Annotated in this window: 17 protein-coding genes, 1 tRNA gene and 1 pseudogene; 7 read left to right on the top strand and 12 right to left on the bottom strand. The window is 45.6% G+C overall.

Annotation, left to right across the window (positions count from 1 at the left end; all coding sequences use genetic code 11):
* The first annotated feature begins 67 nt into the window (after positions 1-67).
* The gene (locus JGK11_RS04825) at positions 68-1,237 is read left to right on the top strand and encodes an IscS subfamily cysteine desulfurase (protein ID WP_293181636.1); all 1,170 of its coding nucleotides are present in this window, start codon (positions 68-70) and stop codon (positions 1,235-1,237) included.
* A 209-nt stretch (positions 1,238-1,446) separates the two neighbouring features.
* Here JGK11_RS04825 and JGK11_RS04820 read toward each other — a convergent pair whose 3' ends face one another.
* Both JGK11_RS04820 and JGK11_RS04815 read right to left on the bottom strand, forming a co-directional pair.
* Positions 1,447-2,451, bottom strand: coding sequence for a glycosyltransferase family 2 protein (locus JGK11_RS04820; RefSeq protein WP_293181638.1), 1,005 nt, complete (start codon positions 2,449-2,451; stop codon positions 1,447-1,449).
* A gap of 129 nt (positions 2,452-2,580) precedes the next feature.
* The gene (locus JGK11_RS04815; RefSeq protein ID WP_293181640.1) at positions 2,581-3,336 is read right to left on the bottom strand and encodes a C40 family peptidase; all 756 of its coding nucleotides are present in this window, start codon (positions 3,334-3,336) and stop codon (positions 2,581-2,583) included.
* 102 nt (positions 3,337-3,438) lie between these two features.
* Between JGK11_RS04815 and JGK11_RS04810 the strand changes: the two genes are divergently transcribed.
* A complete protein-coding gene (locus JGK11_RS04810) occupies positions 3,439-4,377 on the top strand; it encodes a serine hydrolase (protein ID WP_293210848.1) in 939 nt (312 codons plus the stop codon).
* 594 nt (positions 4,378-4,971) lie between these two features.
* Here the strand turns inward: JGK11_RS04810 and JGK11_RS04805 are convergent.
* From JGK11_RS04805 to alr, 4 genes are all read right to left on the bottom strand, one after another.
* A tRNA-Ser gene (locus JGK11_RS04805) sits at positions 4,972-5,060 on the bottom strand.
* Between the two features lie 131 nt (positions 5,061-5,191).
* Positions 5,192-6,319, bottom strand: coding sequence for a patatin-like phospholipase family protein (locus tag JGK11_RS04800; protein ID WP_293181642.1), 1,128 nt, complete (start codon positions 6,317-6,319; stop codon positions 5,192-5,194).
* A gap of 159 nt (positions 6,320-6,478) precedes the next feature.
* Positions 6,479-7,501 carry a mechanosensitive ion channel family protein gene (locus JGK11_RS04795; RefSeq protein WP_293210802.1) on the bottom strand — a complete coding sequence of 341 codons (1,023 nt, stop codon included), beginning with the start codon at positions 7,499-7,501 and terminating at the stop codon, positions 6,479-6,481.
* Between the two features lie 51 nt (positions 7,502-7,552).
* Positions 7,553-8,755: an alanine racemase gene (gene alr / locus JGK11_RS04790; protein ID WP_293181646.1), complete on the bottom strand. Its 1,203-nt coding sequence runs from the start codon at positions 8,753-8,755 to the stop codon at positions 7,553-7,555.
* A 246-nt stretch (positions 8,756-9,001) separates the two neighbouring features.
* On the opposite strand from alr, the gene JGK11_RS04785 reads away from it, so the two are divergent.
* Positions 9,002-10,594 (top strand): peptidoglycan-binding protein, encoded by a 1,593-nt coding sequence (locus JGK11_RS04785; RefSeq protein WP_293181648.1) that lies wholly within the window; start codon positions 9,002-9,004, stop codon positions 10,592-10,594.
* A gap of 386 nt (positions 10,595-10,980) precedes the next feature.
* Here the strand turns inward: JGK11_RS04785 and JGK11_RS04780 are convergent, their stop codons facing one another.
* The 6 genes and pseudogenes from JGK11_RS04780 to JGK11_RS04760 all read right to left on the bottom strand — a co-directional run bounded on the left by JGK11_RS04780 (position 10,981) and on the right by JGK11_RS04760 (position 14,779).
* Positions 10,981-11,997 (bottom strand): S-layer homology domain-containing protein, encoded by a 1,017-nt coding sequence (locus JGK11_RS04780; protein ID WP_293181650.1) that lies wholly within the window; start codon positions 11,995-11,997, stop codon positions 10,981-10,983.
* Positions 11,998-12,089: 92 nt separating this feature from the next.
* Positions 12,090-12,149, bottom strand: a pseudogene (locus JGK11_RS32815) (DUF3370 family protein); the annotation flags it as partial.
* 224 nt (positions 12,150-12,373) lie between these two features.
* Positions 12,374-13,237: a hypothetical protein gene (locus JGK11_RS04775; RefSeq protein ID WP_366053408.1), complete on the bottom strand. Its 864-nt coding sequence runs from the start codon at positions 13,235-13,237 to the stop codon at positions 12,374-12,376.
* A gap of 123 nt (positions 13,238-13,360) precedes the next feature.
* Complete coding sequence (locus JGK11_RS04770) at positions 13,361-13,966, bottom strand: DUF1517 domain-containing protein (RefSeq protein ID WP_293181654.1); 606 nt, start codon at positions 13,964-13,966, stop codon at positions 13,361-13,363.
* A 27-nt stretch (positions 13,967-13,993) separates the two neighbouring features.
* The gene (locus tag JGK11_RS04765; protein ID WP_293181656.1) at positions 13,994-14,191 is read right to left on the bottom strand and encodes a hypothetical protein; all 198 of its coding nucleotides are present in this window, start codon (positions 14,189-14,191) and stop codon (positions 13,994-13,996) included.
* A 99-nt stretch (positions 14,192-14,290) separates the two neighbouring features.
* The gene (locus JGK11_RS04760; protein ID WP_293181658.1) at positions 14,291-14,779 is read right to left on the bottom strand and encodes a hypothetical protein; all 489 of its coding nucleotides are present in this window, start codon (positions 14,777-14,779) and stop codon (positions 14,291-14,293) included.
* A gap of 494 nt (positions 14,780-15,273) precedes the next feature.
* On the opposite strand from JGK11_RS04760, the gene rfbB reads away from it, so the two are divergent.
* The 4 genes from rfbB (at position 15,274) to JGK11_RS04740 (ending at position 19,001) form a co-directional block, all read left to right on the top strand.
* Positions 15,274-16,380 (top strand): dTDP-glucose 4,6-dehydratase, encoded by a 1,107-nt coding sequence (gene rfbB, locus JGK11_RS04755; protein WP_293210800.1) that lies wholly within the window; start codon positions 15,274-15,276, stop codon positions 16,378-16,380.
* Positions 16,381-16,635: 255 nt separating this feature from the next.
* The gene (gene crtA / locus JGK11_RS04750; RefSeq protein WP_293181662.1) at positions 16,636-17,478 is read left to right on the top strand and encodes a cyanoexosortase A; all 843 of its coding nucleotides are present in this window, start codon (positions 16,636-16,638) and stop codon (positions 17,476-17,478) included.
* Between the two features lie 8 nt (positions 17,479-17,486).
* Positions 17,487-18,155, top strand: coding sequence for a cyanoexosortase A system-associated protein (locus tag JGK11_RS04745; protein WP_293181664.1), 669 nt, complete (start codon positions 17,487-17,489; stop codon positions 18,153-18,155).
* Between the two features lie 168 nt (positions 18,156-18,323).
* A complete protein-coding gene (locus JGK11_RS04740; protein ID WP_293181666.1) occupies positions 18,324-19,001 on the top strand; it encodes an HpsJ family protein in 678 nt (225 codons plus the stop codon).
* Positions 19,002-19,290: the final 289 nt, after the last annotated feature.

Here is a 19,290-nt window from a genome sequence, read left to right as displayed (position 1 = left end):
AAGTTTTGTGGTAGAACAAAGGGCTCGTCTACAATAAACCTAACACCTTTTTAACCAAAACCAAACTATGTCCGCACGTCCTATCTACCTCGACAACCACGCCACAACCCCTGTAGACAAACGAGTAGTTGATGCGATGCTGCCGTATTTTACCGAACAATTCGGCAACGCAGCCAGCATCAACCACGTCTACGGCTGGGAAGCAGAAGCAGCGGTAAAACAGTCACGACAAATCATAGCAGAAGCGATCAATGCCTCTCCCGAAGAAATTGTTTTTACCAGCGGTGCAACGGAAGCAAATAATTTAGCGATTAAAGGCGTCGCTGAAGCCTATTTCAGTAAAGGAAAGCACATTATCACAGTACAAACTGAACATAATGCCATTCTTGATCCCTGTAAATATTTGGAAAAATTGGGGTTTAGCATTACGGTTTTACCTGTGAAAAGCGACGGACTAATTGATATTGGAGATTTGATTAAAGCGATTAAGGCCGAGACAATTTTAGTTTCTGTGATGACGGCTAATAACGAAATTGGTGTGATTCAGCCGATCGCCGAAATAGCAGCAATTTGTCGCGGAAATGACATTTTGTTTCACACGGATGCGGCGCAGGCGATCGGCAAAATCCCCCTCGACGTAGAGGAAATGAACATCGATCTGATGTCTTTGACGGCGCACAAAATCTACGGGCCAAAAGGCATCGGCGCCCTCTACGTGCGACGCAACAAGCCGAGAGTCCAACTAGCCCTACAAATGCACGGAGGAGGCCACGAACGGGGAATGCGATCGGGTACTCTCTACCCACCGCAAATAGTCGGATTTGCTAAAGCAGTAGAGTTAGCAATTTCGGAAATGGAGGTGGAAACAGCACGAGTTGTAAATTTGCGGCAGCATTTGTGGGAAAATTTGAGTGGATTGGGTGATGTTGTGATGAACGGTCACGCGACGAAGAGATTGCCGGGGAATCTTAATATTAGTGTAGGCGGTGTTGACGGTCAAGCACTGCTGTTGGGTTTGCAACCGGCGGCGGCGGTGTCTTCGGGTTCTGCTTGTACTTCGGCGAAAATATCTCCTTCTCATGTTTTAGCAGCGATCGGGCGATCGGACAAATTAGCCTACGCCTCAATTCGCTTTGGGATTGGTCGGTTCAATACTGCTGCTGAAATAGATGCAGTGTCTCAACACGCGATCGCAACTATTCAATCTCTCCGACAAGCTCAAAAAGTCATGAGTTAAATATAATACCTTGTCCGGGCGATCGACTACAATAAAATTGGTTTGTAGTGAGGACTTCAGTCCTTTGATTTTTGCGGACTAAAGTCCTCACTACAAACCTGTTGATTGCGGTTTGTAGTGAGGACTTCAGTCCTTTGATTTTTGCGTACTAAAGTCCTCACTACAAACCTGTTTACAGGACTAAATTTTATTCAATACAAATCAATGTCTTATTTAGAACCAAACACCTCACGGACTCTATAAATCGGTTTTCCCTGAGACTCGTGATAAGTCCGCATCATGACTTCCGCCAACAAACCAAAACAAAATAACTGCACGCCAGTCAACAACAACACCACAGCCAAAATCAGCAAAGGACGATTGCCAATAATTTGACCGAAACCCAATTTGAGGACTGTCAAATAAATCCCTAAAACCGTTCCCAATGCCATCGAACTCATTCCCAAAAGTCCAAAAACGTGCATCGGTCGAGTCAGGAACTTCTTCATAAAAGAAATAGTCAACAAATCCATCAATACTCGAAAAGTCCGCCAAATCCCGTACTTGCTTTGACCGAAACGGCGCGCGTGATGTCGCACCGGAATCTCTGCAATTCTCGCGCCTTCAATAAACGCCAAAGCCGGCAAAAATCTGTGCAACTCCCCGTAGAGATTTAAGTCTGCAACTAACTCAGATTTATAAGCTTTCAAAGAACAACCGTAGTCGTGCAAAGTTACGCCCGTAACGCGACCAATTAACCAGTTAGCAATTTTAGAAGGAATCAGGCGGCTGATAGTATTGTCTTGCCTATTTTTGCGCCAACCGCTAACTAAATCGTAGCCTTCATTTAACTTGTCCAGCAACATCGGAATATCAGCAGGGTCATTTTGCAAATCGCCGTCTAGGGTAACAATAGCACGGCCTGTCGCGCGATCGAAGCCAGCGGACATGGCAGCAGTTTGCCCGTAATTGCGGCGCAAAAGCACAGCACAAAGGTCATCGCGACTACCGGCTAGCTGCTTGAGAAGGTCAGCAGAATTGTCCGACGAACCGTCATCTACACAGATAATTTGATAGCTAAGTCCAGATGGTTGAATCGCAGAGGCGATCGCCTCAATCAGATGAGGCAAACTTTCCACCTCATTATACACTGGCACCACGACCGAAACGTCGATCGCCACCTCAGTTGCAGCCTGCTGTTCAGCCAATTTTTCCAAAAATAATGCAGCGTCCATTGTTTTGTTAGATAACATCAGTTGTCATTAGTCATTAGTCAGCAGTCAGCAGTCATTAGTCATTAGTCAGCAGTCAACTGTCAACTGTCAACTGTCAACTGTCAACTGTCAACTGTCAACTGTCAACTACTAACTAGGTTGATAACTTGCCACAACTTTACCATATCCGCGCAATTGCTGGTAATAAGCCCGACTGACTGCATCCCCATCATCCGACAAAACATCGATACCAATACCATCGCGACCTTGAGTTTTTCCCGAACTGTGAATGTAGCGATTTTCTCCGATATACAATCCTACATGAGTGGCTTTTTCCGGCGTACCAAAAAATACTAAATCTCCCGGATCTACATCGCTAACACTAATAATAGATGTAGTAAAAGCTTCTTGCTGGTAAGCATCCCTCGGCAACCAGATTCCCGCAGCCACAAAAGCAGCTTGCATCAATCCCGAACAATCATAATTTGGCCCGACTGTACCGCCCCAAAGGTAATAATTGGATTGGTGCATCGCCTCGCGAGTAAAAGTAATTGCGATCGACAATTTATCCCTAATTTGGGCTTCAGAAAGCACCAGAGGATGATACACTGTTTCTGTGACTTCGAGCAACTCAATATCTCGAAGATCCAGCCATCCCGGATAATCGTCTTCGCACAGCCGCACCATCACAGCCGTTGTATCCCCCTGCACAAGGGAATCTATGCCATCTCTCCCCCCCTTGTAGCGGTGCCCCCGTGCCCGCCCTGGCTGGGGGGGGTCAAAAAAAAGCAAATGTCGCCCCTGCGCCGCTTGAGTCGCCAATCGATCGCACTTTGGGGAATCGTAAATATTTATGTGCGATCGCGCCCGATACTCCACACCATCAGATAATTGATAATTGACCATTGCTAATTGCTAATTATTTGCTATTAATTGTTCGCACTTAACGATTTATTGCCATTAGCCAACCGCCAACCGCCGTTAATCGTCAGCAGTCAACCATTAACCATGACATTTTTCCACAAAGACGAACAATTAGAAACCCTCGGCAGTAGCATTATAGATGCAGTCCAGGCAGAATTTACTGGATTGAAGGGCGATCGTACAGCAGTAACCTGGATAGTCTACGATCCGCCAGTGCGAGTCAACACAGGTGGCGCCCTAAGTCCACAAGAATTTTGGAAATATCAACCGCGAGGTTTTAGCGCCAGGGCTTCCGAACGAATTTATCCCGCCAGCATCGTCAAACTATTCTACCTTGTTGCCATCTGGGAATGGACACAAAAAGGCATGATTCAAACATCGCCAGAATTAGAACGCGCCGTCCGAGATATGATAGTTGACTCCAGCAACGACGCCACCAGCTTAGTAGTAGACGCCCTCACCGGCACCACCAGCGGCCCCGAATTATCACCAGGCCCCTTTGAAACTTGGAAACAGCAGCGAAACCTCATCAACCGTTACTTTCAATCATTAGATTGGCCGGAATTACAAAACATTAACGCCAATCAAAAAACCTGGTGCGACGGCCCCTACGGTCGCGAGCGAGCATTTCTGGGAGAATTAATGGAAAATAGGAATATGCTGACTACAAATGCAGCGGCGCGTTTGCTGCATACTATCATCGGTGGCGTAGCTGTTTCTGCACAAGCATCGCAAGACATGATGGGTTTGATGAAACGCAGTTTAGAACCAGCAGCATTAGAAGCAGATCCCGAAAATCAAGTTACAGGTTTTTTAGGCGGCGGATTACCAGAAAATACAAAATTGTGGTCAAAAGCGGGGTTGACAAGTCAAGTTCGTCATGATGCTGCTTATATTGAAATACCGGGTTTGCGGCCGTATTTGTTAGTTGTCTTTACCGAGGGGAAAGAGAATAGCAAGAATGAAGAGATTTTGCCTTTTATCTCGCGGCAGTTTGTGGAAGCAATGAAGGAACTTGATTAGATTCGGTAGCTGATGATTGCTGCTAAATAGATTCAAATACAGTATGGATTCGGGCAGAGAAATGGTAATTTTGTTTTCGTTAGTTTAAGGTAATTTCCCCCTTGAGCTAAGGTACGTAGTTGCGCTTCAGCGCTCTTTCCTAATCTTATAAATAGCGCTGAGCATTACTTAATCAGGGTTAGGAAAATGGATAACTTGAAAATTCAGCTATAGCGGTTCTCACAAAGATTCGCGGACGTTGTTGGGCTTGGGCCCTATACGTCTAAGCGGTTATCGAGCTGTGAATTATACCTCATCTTTTTGAAAAAGGCTATATATTCACTGACTGGTTTGTTTTATTTTTTCACATTGAGTCGTTCCTATCGTTGCAGCAGCAATGCCGGAGCGCTTAAGCGCAACTACGTACCTTTTTTGTCTGTCCTTTATGCTTTAGATTAGCAATTCCGGAGCGCTCAAGCGCCCGGAGCGCTCAAGCGCAACTACGTACCTTTTTTGTCTGTCCTTTATGCTTTAGATTAGCAATTCCGGAGCGCTCAAGCGCAACTACGTACCTTTTTTGACTTTGAGTCGTTGCTAGGTAAGGAAGTTTTAGAACGGAGAGGGAGGGATTTGAACCCTCGAAGGATGTTAACACCCTTAACAGATTAGCAATCTGCCGCTTTCGACCACTCAGCCACCTCTCCAAGATGACAGTAACTTACTATAGCACACACATCCTATTCTTGCCAAGCCCTATTTTTAAAATTCCTCAAACCCTTAATCTGTATACGTTTTGTCGAAGGAGGAAGGGATATTTCCCCATTCTCCCCCTCTCCTATTCCCCAAAGCCCCTGGCCTTCAAGTGCTTTTCCCAGCTAAAATTGGAACTCAAAAAGAATCTCTTAGTAGACACATACCCCAATCGATATAGTTTAGCCTTGCGATCGCCATCAAGGTGAAAATCCGTCGTCGTTACCCCAGCTTCAGTCACATCAATATTAATAACTCGCCCTTTATCCATTTCCCGCTGGTGATAGCGGTCTCTTGCTTTCATCATCGTTCGGAACATCGCCGCCAGCATCGACAGCGGAGTGTTAATTTTAACTTGATTCTCAATGCCAGTATCGACCAATCGAAACCCAAAGGTAAACCAGCGGGGCATAGTGGGAGTCGAACCGACAGATTGTTTGTCATAAATCCACAGCGGGAAATTGCTCAGAATTCCGCCATCGACAATTAAGTCGTTGCCCAGTTTTCCCGGCTCAAAAAATAGCGGAATACTCATCGACAGCCGCACAGCTTCAGCTACGCTAAAGTCTTCGGGATTTTGGAGCCGCAACTGCTGGTACAAAGGATCGGAATCGGCAGAGTCTTGCCGCCGCAAGTCATCGGGAAGCACCAACATTTCACCGCGAGTTAGGTTGGATATTACTACTTTTAATTCCCGCTCTTTTACCAGTTGTTTGACATCGGCAAAAGTGTGCAAGTGACCTTTACCAAGTGTTGCTTCCAACCACTGCCGAAAAGGTTGTGCAGAATATTCTCCCATCTGGCGGCTAATTGTGAGGAAAAGTAGCGTCCAAGCTGGGGATTGCAAGTCGTCGGCGGGGTCGCCATTTAAAATTAGAGGACTGTTTTTTTGAGTTAAAAATAGGCTATAATCGAGCTGTCCTAACAACTCCTCCAAGTCGTCCATTGACAAGTCTGTTGCCAATACTGCCGCAGTAATTGCACCCGCAGAAGTACCGGCCAATTTTCGCCAGCGGATGCCCAAATCGTGGCAGCATCTGAGTGCGCCTAAAAATGCAAGTCCGCGCACGCCGCCGCCTTCAAAAATGGCGTCGGCATAGATTTGTTTTTTTTCGTCGGGAGGCGGAAATTTTTTGAGAATTGTTTCTTTCTCGGTGGCGGACATCCTGACACCGGGTTCTTGCAAAATTTGCTGGGGAGACCAATTACTCATTTTAGATTTGGGATTTTTAGATTTGGGATTTGGGATTTTTGATTAATACAGGAGATGCCAGCTTAATCAGCTATATATCAGAAACCTGGAAGTGCCAGCACGGGGGCAGTGCTCTACGAAAATCGTTTTTTTGTACTGCGTTTGTTTGAAAAGAGTTATTTATTGTTGTTGATTTTTGTGGGCATTCATGGCTTCTTTGACGTGTTCTTGAATTTGCGATCGCACTTGTTCGTAGGCCACCGACGCGCACCAGGGTCGCAGAGATAGAATAGTTGTATCAGGAGAGATCTCGATTACCAAACAAGTTGGGGGCGGATTTTCCAACACCAGCGGGTGAGAATGGGCAATTTCTAGTAACTCGGCCATCATCGGACGAATCGGCCGATCGCCAATATCAATTTTTAAGTCTACCCGCCTCGTACCCATCGCTGTGGTATTTTTCAGTGTACCGTTAAATAAATTATTATTCGGAACAATAATTTTTATGCGATCGTCCGTCACGACGGTTGTTGAAAAAATCCCGATGCTATCGACAACTCCCTTCACATCCGTAGCTTCGATCGCATCTCCGACCTCAAAAGGCCGTAAACTAATCAACATTACCCCAGCAGCAAAGTGCGATAGAGTATTTTGCCACGCCAAACCAATCGCCAAACCCGCCGCACCCACTACCGCCACCACGCTAGTAGTTTGAATTCCCAACTGACTCAAAGCCGCGACTGCGCCGACAATCAAAATCGCAATTTCGGCAGCTTGAACTAAGAATTTCCGCAGCGTGGGCTCGGTGCGGCCCAGAGCTCGACGAGTCACGTTACTCGCAAACCCGATCGCAAATCGCGTAATTAACAAAATGCCGATCGCCCACAGCACTTGAGGTACAATCTGAAACCCCAATTCTACGAATTTTTTGGAGAATTCTTGAGCTACTTGCATCGCCTGTATTCTCTCTGCATCTAGCTGCGCGGTGAAGGTTTGAGATATTAGTTTTACTGTGCGGAGCGTTGTCATATTAGTAATTGGTAATTGGTAATTGGTAATTGGTAATTGGTATAACTTATAATATAGTCCCGATCGCCATTGGGAGCATCTCAGTTGTGATGTTTTGATTTTATAGTGCTGTCCCCGCTCGCGATCTATACTCGCGAGCGGGGACAGCACTGTAAAGAAATTGCTTTTTTGCATTCATTGAGATGCTCCCTCGCCATCAACCTCTGCGATCGGTATTCCCGCTAGTTAACAGTTTACTGTAACGCGGGGCAATCGGTGTTTAAAACCGCACAAAATTTCCCAGGAAATAGTCCCTAAGATTTCTGCCCAATCGTCAGCAGTAATTTTATTTTCTCCATCATTCCCCAACAACGTCACCACTTCACCGACTTCTAAATCGGGAATATCGGTCACATCCAGCATTAATTGATCCATCGTCACGGCCCCGACTTGCGGCACAAATTTACCCCTAACTAAAACCTGCATTTTAGTAGAAAGATTGCGCGGAATCCCGTCTGCATAACCGATACCAACTACGGCAATCTGTGTCTCGCGCCCAGCAATAAATTTATAGCCATAACTGACGCCGGTGCCTGCTGCAATTGTTTTCACCTGCGTTACTCGGGCTTTGACCTGCATTGCGGGCTGCAAAGAAGCGATCGCCTGCAAGTGAGGAGCAGGATAAAGACCGTAGGTAGCCAAACCCGCTCGTACTAAATCGTAGTGCAAATCGGGGTCTGTGAGGGCGGCAGCAGAGTTTGCCAAGTGCAGGTGACAGGGGTTAATTCCTGCTGCTTGGATTTGGGCGATCGCCTTTTTGAACCGTTGCTGTTGCTCTCTCATCACGGCGCGATCGGGACTGTCGGCTGTCGCCAAGTGAGAGTAAATGCTGGCTAATTTTAAATTTGGCAAACCATTGACTAATTGCACAAATTCTGTTGCGTCTTGCCAAGAAGTACCCAAGCGAGACATTCCCGTATCTAACTTAGCGTGAACGGGCAAAGATTGGTTGAGACTGACGAGAACTTCCGAAAAAATTAGGGCTTGTTTGGCAGTACAAATAGTGGGTTGCAAGTGCCATTGGGCGATCGCCTTTACCTGTGCCGGTGTATTGGTTGCCCCCAACAGCAAAATCGGTGCTTCTATCCCAGCTTCCCGCAATTCTATGCCTTCGGGAATTGTCGCCACTCCCAGCCAACTAGCGCCTGCTTGCAATGCAGTTTGACTAACTGCGATCGCACCGTGTCCGTAAGCATCCGCTTTCACAACTGCCATCAGTTCTGTGTTGGGAGATAATAGATGCTTAAGCTGTTTTACATTGTGAGTTAAAGCTGCTAAATCTATTTCTACCCAAGCCCGCTGGCAAAGTCCGCCGTCACCGTCCCACAGCACCGTCTGGCGGGATTTTTGGGTTGTCGATCCTGCGGCCGTTTGTTCCTCACTCAACATTGTCGATCGCTCCTACTTGCTGGCACCATTAAAAACTGCTTGGAGATTGCACCCTCGGTGTAATTATAATTAAATTTTCGTTTTAATCAATGTGTTATACCGGTTAACAAAAATCCTGCAACACTAGACCAGAGCCAAACCGTTATATCATCAGTGATTGCCAAATCTCAAATCCAAAATCTAAAATCTAAAATCTAAAATGGTATTAGCTGGTGTATCATAGCATCAAAAATACCCGTAAAAACTATGGACGGATTGGCTTACCTGCATTTAGCTGAAACTTGGGAAACGCCCCCAACTCAAACTCGATCGCCCAACTCCAAAACGCACCTAAATTTAGCTGCAACTCCTTTACTCTTCTTTACAATCTCTCTCGCAATTTTAAATTTAGTCTATCCCGCCCTCGCCATCAGAATGACAAAAGGCGATTCAGGCCCGGAAGTTGTCGAAATACAGAAAACTCTGCAAGCATCAGGACATTTTGGCGGTAGGGCTACAGGATTTTACGGTTCCGTAACCCAGGCTGCGGTGAAAAAGTTCCAAGCAGACAACAAGCTGAAAGTTGACGGAATAATCGGCCCTCAAACCTTGTCAGCCCTCAAAGGCAAGTCGCCAGCCGCCAGCGCTGACAAGGAATCTGCGGAAAAAACAGCGTCAAAAGTCGATCGACCTTCGCCATCTCCTACCCCCACAGAAAACAGCAACCAACTCGAAGATCCAACTAAAAATCAGCCCAAACAGCCTCTTTTTGAAGAACCATTTTTACCACCATTTAAAACAGAAACTGCTGCGCCAACCTCCGACAAAAAAGAAAATGAATTACCCGGCAAAAGGCTTGCAAACACCGAAGGAAAAATGACTTTGAAAAAAACTATTTACGGCAAAATATCGCCGAAATCAATAGTTTATTCGGGAGACGGTTTATTTTTTGCTCAAAACATGATGTACAGCCACAGCATCACCGTTTACAATAGGAAATTTAAATTAGTCAAGACTATTTCCGATACAGTAAACTTGTCAAAATTTGGCTTTTCTAAATTCAAAGGCAATTACAAAGGTTCTCCCGTAGAAGCCGCCTTTTCAACAGATGGTAAATATGGCTATGTATCGAACTATCAAATGTACGGTTCTGGGTTTGACAATCCCGGGAGCGATAGGTGTTCTCCATCAGCCAAACACGACCAAAGTTTCCTGTACCGCATCAACACCCAAACGTTGAAAATAGAAAAGATAATTCCTGTAGGTGCGGTTCCGAAATTTAATGCTGTTTCGCCTGACAATCGCTTCGTACTCGCGAGCAATTGGTGTACTTGGGATTTGAGCGTAGTTGATATCAATAAAAATCGCGAAGTCGAGCGGGTAAAACTGGGTGCATATCCTCGGGGTATTGTGGTTACTCCCGATTCAAAAAATGCCTATATTGCCGTCATGGGTTCTTCCGATATTGCGAAAGTAAATCTCCTAGACTTTTCGGTAGAATGGTTGAGAAATATTGGTAATGCGCCGCGTCATTTGACGATAGATCCCAATGGCAAGTATATGTATGCCACTTTGAACGGTGAAGGGAATGTGGCAAAGATCGATTTGGCAACTGGTGAAGTGATAGATAAGGTTTCGACTGGAAATGCACCTCGCAGCATGACGATTTCTGGTGACGGCAAACTGATTTATGTGGTTAACTATTCATCGAATACTGTTAGCAAAGTGAGGACTAGCGACCTGAAAGTGCTGCAAACAGTTAATGTTAATTCAAGTCCGATCGGGATTACTTACGATCCGGAAACTAATCAGGTTTGGGTGGCTTGTTATTCTGGCAGCATTATGGTGTTCCAAGATTAATCTACCAGGTTCGTAGTGAGGACTTCAGTCCGCAGAAAAATCTGGAAAAAGGACTTGCATTCCCTACTACAAACCAGGTTCGTAGTGAGGACTTCAGTCCGCAGGAAATCGGGAGCATATCATTCTGGTAAAAAGCATTTTTTCTTTGAATGCGAGCTTAAGAGCTCGCGTATTGTACAATACGCGAGCGGGGACAGCACTACAAATGCAAAACTGAGATGCTCCCGGAAAATCTGGAAAAAGGACTTGCATTCCCTACTACAAACCAGTTTCGTAGTGAGGACTTCAGTCCTCGGGAAAGACAAAAAAAAGGACTGAAGTCCTTACTACAAACAATAACGATTAAATCCGATTCTGGGGCGTTGGTTCGACTGCACCCAAAAATCTTATTTCGATGGCTTTACAGGCTTCATAACATAGTCAGAAGGCTTAACAGGAACCTTACCTTGTTTCGCCATCGCTTCGTAAATCATGGCTGCTACTTCCGCACGAGTTGCTATTTTATTAGGCTGCAAAAGAGTGGGTTTCGGATTGTTGACAACAATGCCAGCTTCCGTGGCTGCTGCTACTTTGTTGACTGCCCATTTCGGCACTTTTTTCCTGTCTGTATAAACTTGTAATGTTCTGCTGGCTTTCGCTGACGGTTTCAGGTTTAAACCGCTAGCTAAAGCTGCGATGACTTCCACGCGCGGGACTTCTTTATCGGGACGGAAGGCATTGTCTGGGTATCCTTTAAGATATCCAGTTTTGACGCTGTGGTCGATCGCCCCAGCGATCGGACTGTTATTCTTCACGTCTTTAAAATTAATCGGTTTGCGGCGCGGTTCTTTGTCCGACATTCCCTGAATTAAGCGCGCTAGTTCCGATCGCGTAATCGGTTCGTCTGGCCGAAACTTGTTGTCCGTGAAATCAGCAAAAAATTGCCGATCGGCTAAAGCTACAATGAATGGACGCGCCCAATATTTGTCAGGAACATCGGAGAATTTAACGGGCCCGGCTTTTGGTTTAGCCGCTTTCGGTTTGGTAATGACTGGAGGGACAGCCTCGCGCTCACTTGGCGTTTCGGGAACAACAACCGTCCCCATAGGAGGAACTACTGGAAAAAGTGGCCCTACAGGTGCCACAGGGACGACATCAGGTTGCGAGGGAAGGATCGTTCTAGCGGGCGATCGCACTTCGGGAATCGCCTCCGGTGGCGTTAATATTGTAGAGTTCCCAGGCTCAGCAGCAGGTTGAGAAAAAACGGCTGGAAATTGCCAACTTCTGGCATTCAATCGATCGGGATTTCTGCCTGTTACCCAAAAGAAAATTGCTCCCATCGTGCCGAAAGCAACGACTATCGCAATTAATTCATCAAATCCTAAAGGTTTTCTTTTCCCTGACGGGGGTTGTGAAGAAGACATACTTGTCACCTACATATCAATAAAGCAATTAAATCACATATTTTTTGAGTCTGCCAGAGGCAGAGATCGCTCCCATCAACTATTCCAAACAACTATTCCAAAGTTTTCACCGTCAACACCTGCGGTGGCGTAGCATCGGGAGGATAGATAAAAGTTGGCTACAAGCTAAACTAAAATTTGGCTACAGTCTCAATCTAAGTTATTCATATTTCTGGACGCAACTATCACAATAGTTAAAGATTTTTTAGGTATGTAGTTGCGCTTGGGCGCTCTTTCCGAGATTTAAAGAGCGCCCAAGCGCAACTACATACCTTTTTTAAGGTGCAGGAATGATTCAGCAATTGTGCGATCGCCAGCTATTTTGCAATCTCTTTGATCAGCGCCTTCTGCCACTTCCGAAAGAACGATTGCGACTCGGTTGGCGAGAACTCCTCCCGCTACCAAAACTAGGACTGCGCCTGTTTTGATTTTGACCGGGCTGCGATCGCCTCAAATCGCTGCCGCCGTAACCAGAACCAGTCGATCGATTGGCTCCTGGCTGTGCTGGGCGTCTTGCTGGTACGTTCGATGTGGGCGATCGCAAGCGGCCGGTCGTCCTTAAAACTTCACGGTTTCTCACCGCAGCAGGCGGGGCTTGGTAGCGAGTTTGATATTGGTTAACAGCTTGGACGTAAGTATTGCCATACCCGCCATATCCTGTCATAATCCCCGGCTGATACAGAGGCGGCATATAATATCGCGGTGTAAATAACAAACTGCCGATCGCCTGACCGGCGATCGCCCCAGCAAACGGCGCCCAGAAGCCTGATTGTTGTCTCACTACCACTGTTTGTGGCTGATTGGTTTGAGGGTTATTGACAGTTTCAGTCACGTTGTGAACGTACTCAATTTTAAAATCTTCTGTCAAATGCAAGCTCGCTTTATTGTTATCCAGACTTAGATAACTTTTCTTCCCTGCCGATATTTCTTCCTCCGTTAATCGAGCCATTTGCAAATCGGTAGTGCGGTAAACTGGGGTACTGCCGGGGGGAGTATTTAGCAACATCAAACTGTATTCGCCATCCGAATCGTCGTAGGTAGCTTGCTGTACGGGATATTGACCTTGAGCCAAGTTATTGTTTGGTGCAGGACGCACCGTGTTTACATTCCTATTTGCAGCAGGATTTGCAGGAGCATTTACAGGAGTTTCTGGCGTAGGAGAACCGCAGGCAGTTGCCGTCCACAAGAAAGTTAAAGTCATTAAATAAATTGTCAGTTTTCGCAGCATAAATAATATTTGGTAATTGGTAATTGGGCATGGGCATGGATTATTATAATAACCAACAAATAACCACTGACTAATAACTAATGACTAATGACTTCCTTAAAGGGGAATGAGTTCGGGGAAATTTACCAAAACTTGGTCGTTAGTAAGTTCGTCTCCCAACTGCGCGGGAGAAAAGTGAACTTGCACAGCTCGCAGCCTTTCTTGGTAATGTAAATTAATCAGTGCTTTTAAACCGACTTTCAGGGCGCCGATATCAGCGAGGTCAGTTTCGAGAGCCGGAACTTCGCCTTCATAGGCGACTGTCAGCATCACCACCACATTTCTAGTTACTGGCAAAGACAAGGGGGAATTTTTATCGGAAACAGAAGTGCTGTATTGAGGCTCGCTGAGATAGCGATCGGCTGAATCAGTGAAAATTTCATCCACATAATCGCCAGCTTCGCCTTCATCCCAAAAAACATCGCCTTCATTAGCGGCGGCTTGCCAGTAGTTATCGTACTGTAACAGGTGATTGCAAATTTCTACAAGACCTTCTCCTAAAATTGCTAAGTCACCATCGCCATTAATTCCTTCTCTGGCGGTGCGGTTGAGAACTCCTAACAGCGGTGCAACTTCTTCGCCTGTTAGCTGAACGAACACGCGGCAAACTGCCAGTCTAGTTTTACCTGTAAATTGATTGAATCGATCGCGCCAAGCATTCATAAAAACCTATAGTTGTCATCTGTAGGGCTATATTTTAAACCGTAGCAGGCGATTGGAACTTTTGCCGTCTACCCTCAGATTGATCTGAAGAGTATTTTTAGCGATCGCCAAAGGTAGCGTGCTGTCTTGCTTTGAGTCATCTAAATTTATAGCATTTTTGAATCCGACGATCGAATTGCGCGCTCTCGATCGATCTGCGATCGGAAAGCTGTGTTTCGATCGCAATCAAAGCAAATTGTAGCCGTCGATAATTTAAAATCAAAAAACCTCCAATCTGGCAAAATTGGAGGCTTGCTGAGCGAATACTTTGGTTGGAGATAACTATTAGACGATCGCACTTTCGACTGGTTCGATCGCACTTTCCGAACTCACCTCGGCAACTTGCGCTACGGGCAAATCCAGCTCGCCGCCCGGAGCTTCCGGGTGTTCGCGAACGCCTGCAACCGCATCTGCTGGCTCAGCTACACCTGTATCTGCGATCGGATCTAGCGACTCTTCAAAAACTTCAAAATTATCGCTCATCGCATCGCAAGCAGCAGAGGCGCGCTGACCGGCGCGGTAGCTCATGTAGGCCGCACCTCCACCCAAAATCCCAGCCAAGCCTAGGAAACCGAGAGCTACTGTTTTGTTGGATTTCCACGGATTCATTCGATCCGAGCCGCCGGAACCCACGATTGTTGGCCCAGAACCAGATTGAGCAGCCCCAGATTTTTTGTAGGAACAGGGGAAAGCAGATGCAGGGTCACCTATGGCGATGCTGCTCGCGATCGCAACGGTGGAAGCAATGCCAGCTAACACTTGAAACTTCTTCATGGTGCTCTGGAGATTGTAAAGGATAATTAAAAAATAAATGGTAACAGCTCTTTACAAATCTATCAACAGGCGATCGCCACCAAAATCACAGATCGATCGCAACTGCCAACATCTCCCCATCGCCATTGAAATTTAAAGTTGCCAGGTAAAAAAGCTGAAACCACTGTTTAGCAAGCGTTTTGACAAACAAACCGTTATAAATTAAAGTCAACCGAGTCAATATTGCGATCGCGCCCAAATTAGAAAATCTGAAGTGATATCGTTTCCGGTTGCATCGGAATTATTAACGGAAATTAGGACACGGCACTGCCGTCTCCCTACGATTAATCACGGTAGGGACACGGCACTGCCGTCTCCTCTATATCATAAGGAGTGCAACCGGAAATGATATGAGACCATAGAAATTTTAATCACAGGGCGACCCACACTTGATGAAAAACTACTTTTAAGGCTACTTTTGAAAAGGCTTAGTTATTGGAAAAACTTTTATTTTTATGACAAACAGCGGGAATCAAGGCATGGAGCGAGATCCTCATCGATTGTTGGTGACGGGCGGGGCTGGATTTATCGGCTCGAATTTTGTGCATCACTGGTGCAGCAGCTATCCGGGCGATCGAGTAGTCGTGCTCGACGCTTTAACCTACGCCGGCAACAGACAAACCCTGGCAAGTTTGGAAGGCGGAGAAAATTTTCGGTTTGTGCAGGGAGATATTTGCGATCGTACCCTAGTCGATACCTTGCTGAAAGAAGAAAACATCAACACAGTCGCTCACTTTGCCGCAGAATCTCACGTTGACCGATCGATTATCGGGCCTGGCGCCTTCGTTCAAACCAACGTAGTCGGCACCTTCACACTCTTAGAAGCCTTCCGCAAGCATTGGGAAGCAATTGATGATTCGTCTGTGAAATCACAAATGCGCTTCCTCCACGTTTCTACCGACGAAGTTTACGGCAGTCTCGGCCCCGACGACCCAGCATTTACCGAAACAACCGCCTACTCCCCCAACAGTCCCTACTCAGCCTCCAAAGCTGGCAGCGACCACCTCGCCCGCGCCTATTTCCACACCTACGGGCTGCCGACAATTATCACCAACTGTTCCAACAATTACGGCCCCTATCACTTCCCCGAAAAGCTGATTCCATTAATGTGCATCAATATGCTATTGGGCAAACCGCTGCCAGTATACGGCGACGGTCAAAACGTGCGAGATTGGCTGTTCGTGCTCGACCACTGCCGCGCCTTAGATGCCGTTATCAACCGCGGCCAGCCCGGAGAAACCTACAATGTTGGTGGCAATAACGAGGTAAAAAATCTCGATTTAGTCAAAATGCTCTGCCAACTAATGGACGAATTAGCTGCTGATTTGCCCGCGCGTCCTTGCGAACAACTGATCTCATTTGTCAAAGATCGAGCTGGGCACGATCGGCGTTATGCTATTGATGCCAACAAAATTAAAACAGAGTTAGGTTGGACTCCCTCAGTCACAGTTGAAGAAGGTTTGCGGCAGACCGTGGAATGGTACTTAGCCCATCGCGAGTGGTGGGAACCCCTGCTTTCCGAGGAATATCAAACTTACTACAGCAAGATATACGCTAATTAGTTATTGGTTATTCGTTATTGGTTATTCGTTATTAGTTATTAAAACCAGTAATTAACACCTAATACTTAACAACTAACAAATAACGACCAACAATGACTTTTGCATTTATCACATACATTGACAATTGTCAATGTATGTGAAGATTTAGTTAAACTTCATCCATAGCCCATAAAACCAACTGTTTGTAGCTGATAATTTCAAAAGAGCGATCGAATTAAGCATTTTAAAAGTTTTTAGTAAAAACAGAAAGCAGCAATGACCGAAATCAACTGGCTAAAACACATCCAAGAACCGAAATACTGGCTGTTAGGCATCGCCTCCGGTTTGATTGCCGTGCAACTGACTCTGACTTCCAGAACCAACGACACAGACCTATTTGGCACAATGTTACTGTTTTGGGGAGTTGTAGCATTTCTCATTTGGGAAAGGCACGAATCCTTAACCTTTGAAAGTGGAATTTTCGCCAGTTTCTTTGGGGCATCGTTAATTGCTTTCATCTTGCTCAAAAGTTCTTCGATATTTGGATACGACTTTTTTATCAGGGCTTCGCCTTTCTTGACAGGAATAAGTCTGGCCTTGCTAGCTTCCGGCACAAAAGGACTGAAACAATATTCGCAGGAACTGCTAATTCTTGCCTATACAGCTATTCCTCCCGGATTAATCGGAGTATTTGTTGATGTAGCTCTATACACAGCAAAAGTTTCAACTTTTATCCTGCACTATATAGGATTTGAAGTTCAACGCAAAGGAGTTTTTCTCATCCTAGAAAAGGGCAGCGTCGAAGTATATCACGGCTGTTCGGGGGTGAATGCAATTCTACAATTGTTAGGACTAGCCCTGGTTTTCTTGCTGATGTTTCCGACAACTGTGGGGCAGAAAATTCTAGTGCCGATCGTTGCAGTCCTGATTGCATTTGTAGTTAATGCCGCCCGAGTTTCTCTCATGGCAGTGCTAGTATCGTTATCTCAACCCCAAGCATTTAAATACTGGCACGAAGGAAATGGTTCGGTAGTCTTTTCGATGATTGCTGTATTAATTTTCGGGTTATTCTGCTGGTTTGCCATCTTAAAAAACGAACCACAAAATCAGGAGCAATAAAATTAATAATGGCTATTACCTATTGGAAACCAGTTAGGATTTCTCTTTTGGCTGTTACTCTTGCAGGGGTTTTATTAGTCGCAGGCAAATTGACATTCTATCCCTCGAAAGGCAATAATTCTGCAACCCAGTTTGACTTTCCCTCTACGGTGCCTCTAGCAGAGTGGAAACTACAAAACAGCGCGCCGCTGAAAATTAGCGATACTTCAGAAGTCAAGGCTGCCAGAAAGTATGAATATCAAAAAAGTAACATTGCTCTAGAAATAGAGATGCGCTATGTGGTAGGCACCATCGGGGATGTGGAAAGTATGATGAAGGGACATACTATTCTGAAGTCGTCTCCTGGTAAACTAACATTAGCAAACACTCAAGGCGCGGGGTTTCACGGAATTTTGCAACAGCAAAATCGATTGTATTTGAGTTCGTGTATCAATCCTCGCGGCAGTGCTACAGTCACTGCCGAACAGTTTAGATACAATCGCAACACTCGCGATTGGCAGCCAAACCGGGTTTTGTTTTGGCTGTTGGGTAGGGGAAATATTCAAGACAAGCGATGTTTGTGGACTCAGATGTCTGTGCCTTTGGATAAAACAACTCCAGAAAATGCCCAAAAACTGCTAGAAAATGCTTGGGTTTCTTGGTATGGGTGGTGGCAGCCGCGATTTCCCGAACCTTAAGTCAGTCGATTTTAGATTTTAGATTTTAGATTTACAATAGCAGATGAATCTAGGAACTCTAACTTTGGTCTAAAATGTGGAGACTCGACTACTTCAATCTGTAGCTTGTATCCGTTTTTTAGCGGATCGAGAGAGATTGTTTTTGTTAACAACAACTGTGATGATGTTATGAATGACGTACAAGGCGAGCAAGGTTTTTCTATCTACAGGTTGCGTTGGATTGGCTACGGTCTATTAATTCTATCTTTATTAGATACGATCGCAGTTTTGATACCAGCAAATTTTGGCAATCGCGTCTGGGAATTGCAGACAATTGGCGCTGTAGTGGAACGGGTGCCAGTTCCTCTATTGGCAATGGCGCTGATATTTTTTGGCGAAGGATATGACCGCAGAAGTTTGGAAAACATTCTTTTGAAAGTTTTGTCTTGGGTTTGTCTGCTGCTGGCGGTGATTTTTCTGTTGATGATGCCCTTGGGAATTTTTGGCACTATCTATGTCAACAACCAAAACGACAAGCAAATTACTACTCAAGCCGACCAACAATTAGCTCAATTGCAGCAAGTAGAAGAACGGCTGAATAAGGGTACTCCTGAAGATTTAAAGACTTTGGCTGGGGAACTTAGCCGTTTGGGAGTGCAAGCGAATACGCAAAACCCGCAGGAATTGAAAAGCCAAATTCTTTCGAGAATTACTCCGGCTAAGGAACGCTTGCAGGCGCAAAGGGCCACGGTGCAGTCAAATCAGCGCATGGGGTTATTTAAAAATGCTGTTAAGTGGCTGCTGGGCGCGTTGATTTCTAGCGTCTTGTTTTTCACGATATGGCGCGGTACTGACTGGGCTAGGTAGTAAGTATTGGTCTCAACTTAAGTCTGAAACGATTGAATCATCTCGCTTTTATCCGAGTCCACATTCCCCTCGCATCCCCCTTCTGAAGCAGGGTAGTTTTATTGTCCCAGACGCGAGCCACTCTTTGACCCTGCTAAATCCCGTTTAAGAAGGGGGACTTTGCTCGGATACTTGTCCCCACCTTTTTTAAGGGGGCTAGAAACTGTAACTTGATTCTTGGACAAATCTACCCATTGTTGCTCAATTGTGGGTAGCTTTTTCACTCGCAAGTTCTGCTAAGGTTGGAATA

This window comes from Microcoleus sp. PH2017_34_RAT_O_A (assembly GCF_020737885.1).
In the GTDB taxonomy this organism is placed as follows: domain Bacteria; phylum Cyanobacteriota; class Cyanobacteriia; order Cyanobacteriales; family Microcoleaceae; genus Microcoleus.
This window is presented reverse-complemented; position numbering and strand designations above follow the sequence as displayed.

Bases quoted from the DNA above. Each gene is read 5' to 3' on its own strand.
- JGK11_RS04825 (WP_293181636.1), top strand. From the start codon at position 68: ATGTCCGCACGTCCTATCTACCTCGACAACCACGCCACAACCCCTGTA.
- JGK11_RS04820 (WP_293181638.1), bottom strand. From the start codon at position 2,451: ATGGACGCTGCATTATTTTTGGAAAAATTGGCTGAACAGCAGGCTGCA.
- JGK11_RS04815 (WP_293181640.1), bottom strand. From the start codon at position 3,336: ATGGTCAATTATCAATTATCTGATGGTGTGGAGTATCGGGCGCGATCG.
- JGK11_RS04810 (WP_293210848.1), top strand. From the start codon at position 3,439: ATGACATTTTTCCACAAAGACGAACAATTAGAAACCCTCGGCAGTAGC.
- JGK11_RS04800 (WP_293181642.1), bottom strand. From the start codon at position 6,319: ATGAGTAATTGGTCTCCCCAGCAAATTTTGCAAGAACCCGGTGTCAGG.
- JGK11_RS04795 (WP_293210802.1), bottom strand. From the start codon at position 7,501: ATGCAAAAAAGCAATTTCTTTACAGTGCTGTCCCCGCTCGCGAGTATA.
- alr (WP_293181646.1), bottom strand. From the start codon at position 8,755: ATGTTGAGTGAGGAACAAACGGCCGCAGGATCGACAACCCAAAAATCC.
- JGK11_RS04785 (WP_293181648.1), top strand. From the start codon at position 9,002: ATGGACGGATTGGCTTACCTGCATTTAGCTGAAACTTGGGAAACGCCC.
- JGK11_RS04780 (WP_293181650.1), bottom strand. From the start codon at position 11,997: ATGTCTTCTTCACAACCCCCGTCAGGGAAAAGAAAACCTTTAGGATTT.
- JGK11_RS04775 (WP_366053408.1), bottom strand. From the start codon at position 13,237: ATGACTTTAACTTTCTTGTGGACGGCAACTGCCTGCGGTTCTCCTACG.
- JGK11_RS04770 (WP_293181654.1), bottom strand. From the start codon at position 13,966: ATGAATGCTTGGCGCGATCGATTCAATCAATTTACAGGTAAAACTAGA.
- JGK11_RS04760 (WP_293181658.1), bottom strand. From the start codon at position 14,779: ATGAAGAAGTTTCAAGTGTTAGCTGGCATTGCTTCCACCGTTGCGATC.
- rfbB (WP_293210800.1), top strand. From the start codon at position 15,274: ATGACAAACAGCGGGAATCAAGGCATGGAGCGAGATCCTCATCGATTG.
- crtA (WP_293181662.1), top strand. From the start codon at position 16,636: ATGACCGAAATCAACTGGCTAAAACACATCCAAGAACCGAAATACTGG.
- JGK11_RS04745 (WP_293181664.1), top strand. From the start codon at position 17,487: ATGGCTATTACCTATTGGAAACCAGTTAGGATTTCTCTTTTGGCTGTT.
- JGK11_RS04740 (WP_293181666.1), top strand. From the start codon at position 18,324: ATGAATGACGTACAAGGCGAGCAAGGTTTTTCTATCTACAGGTTGCGT.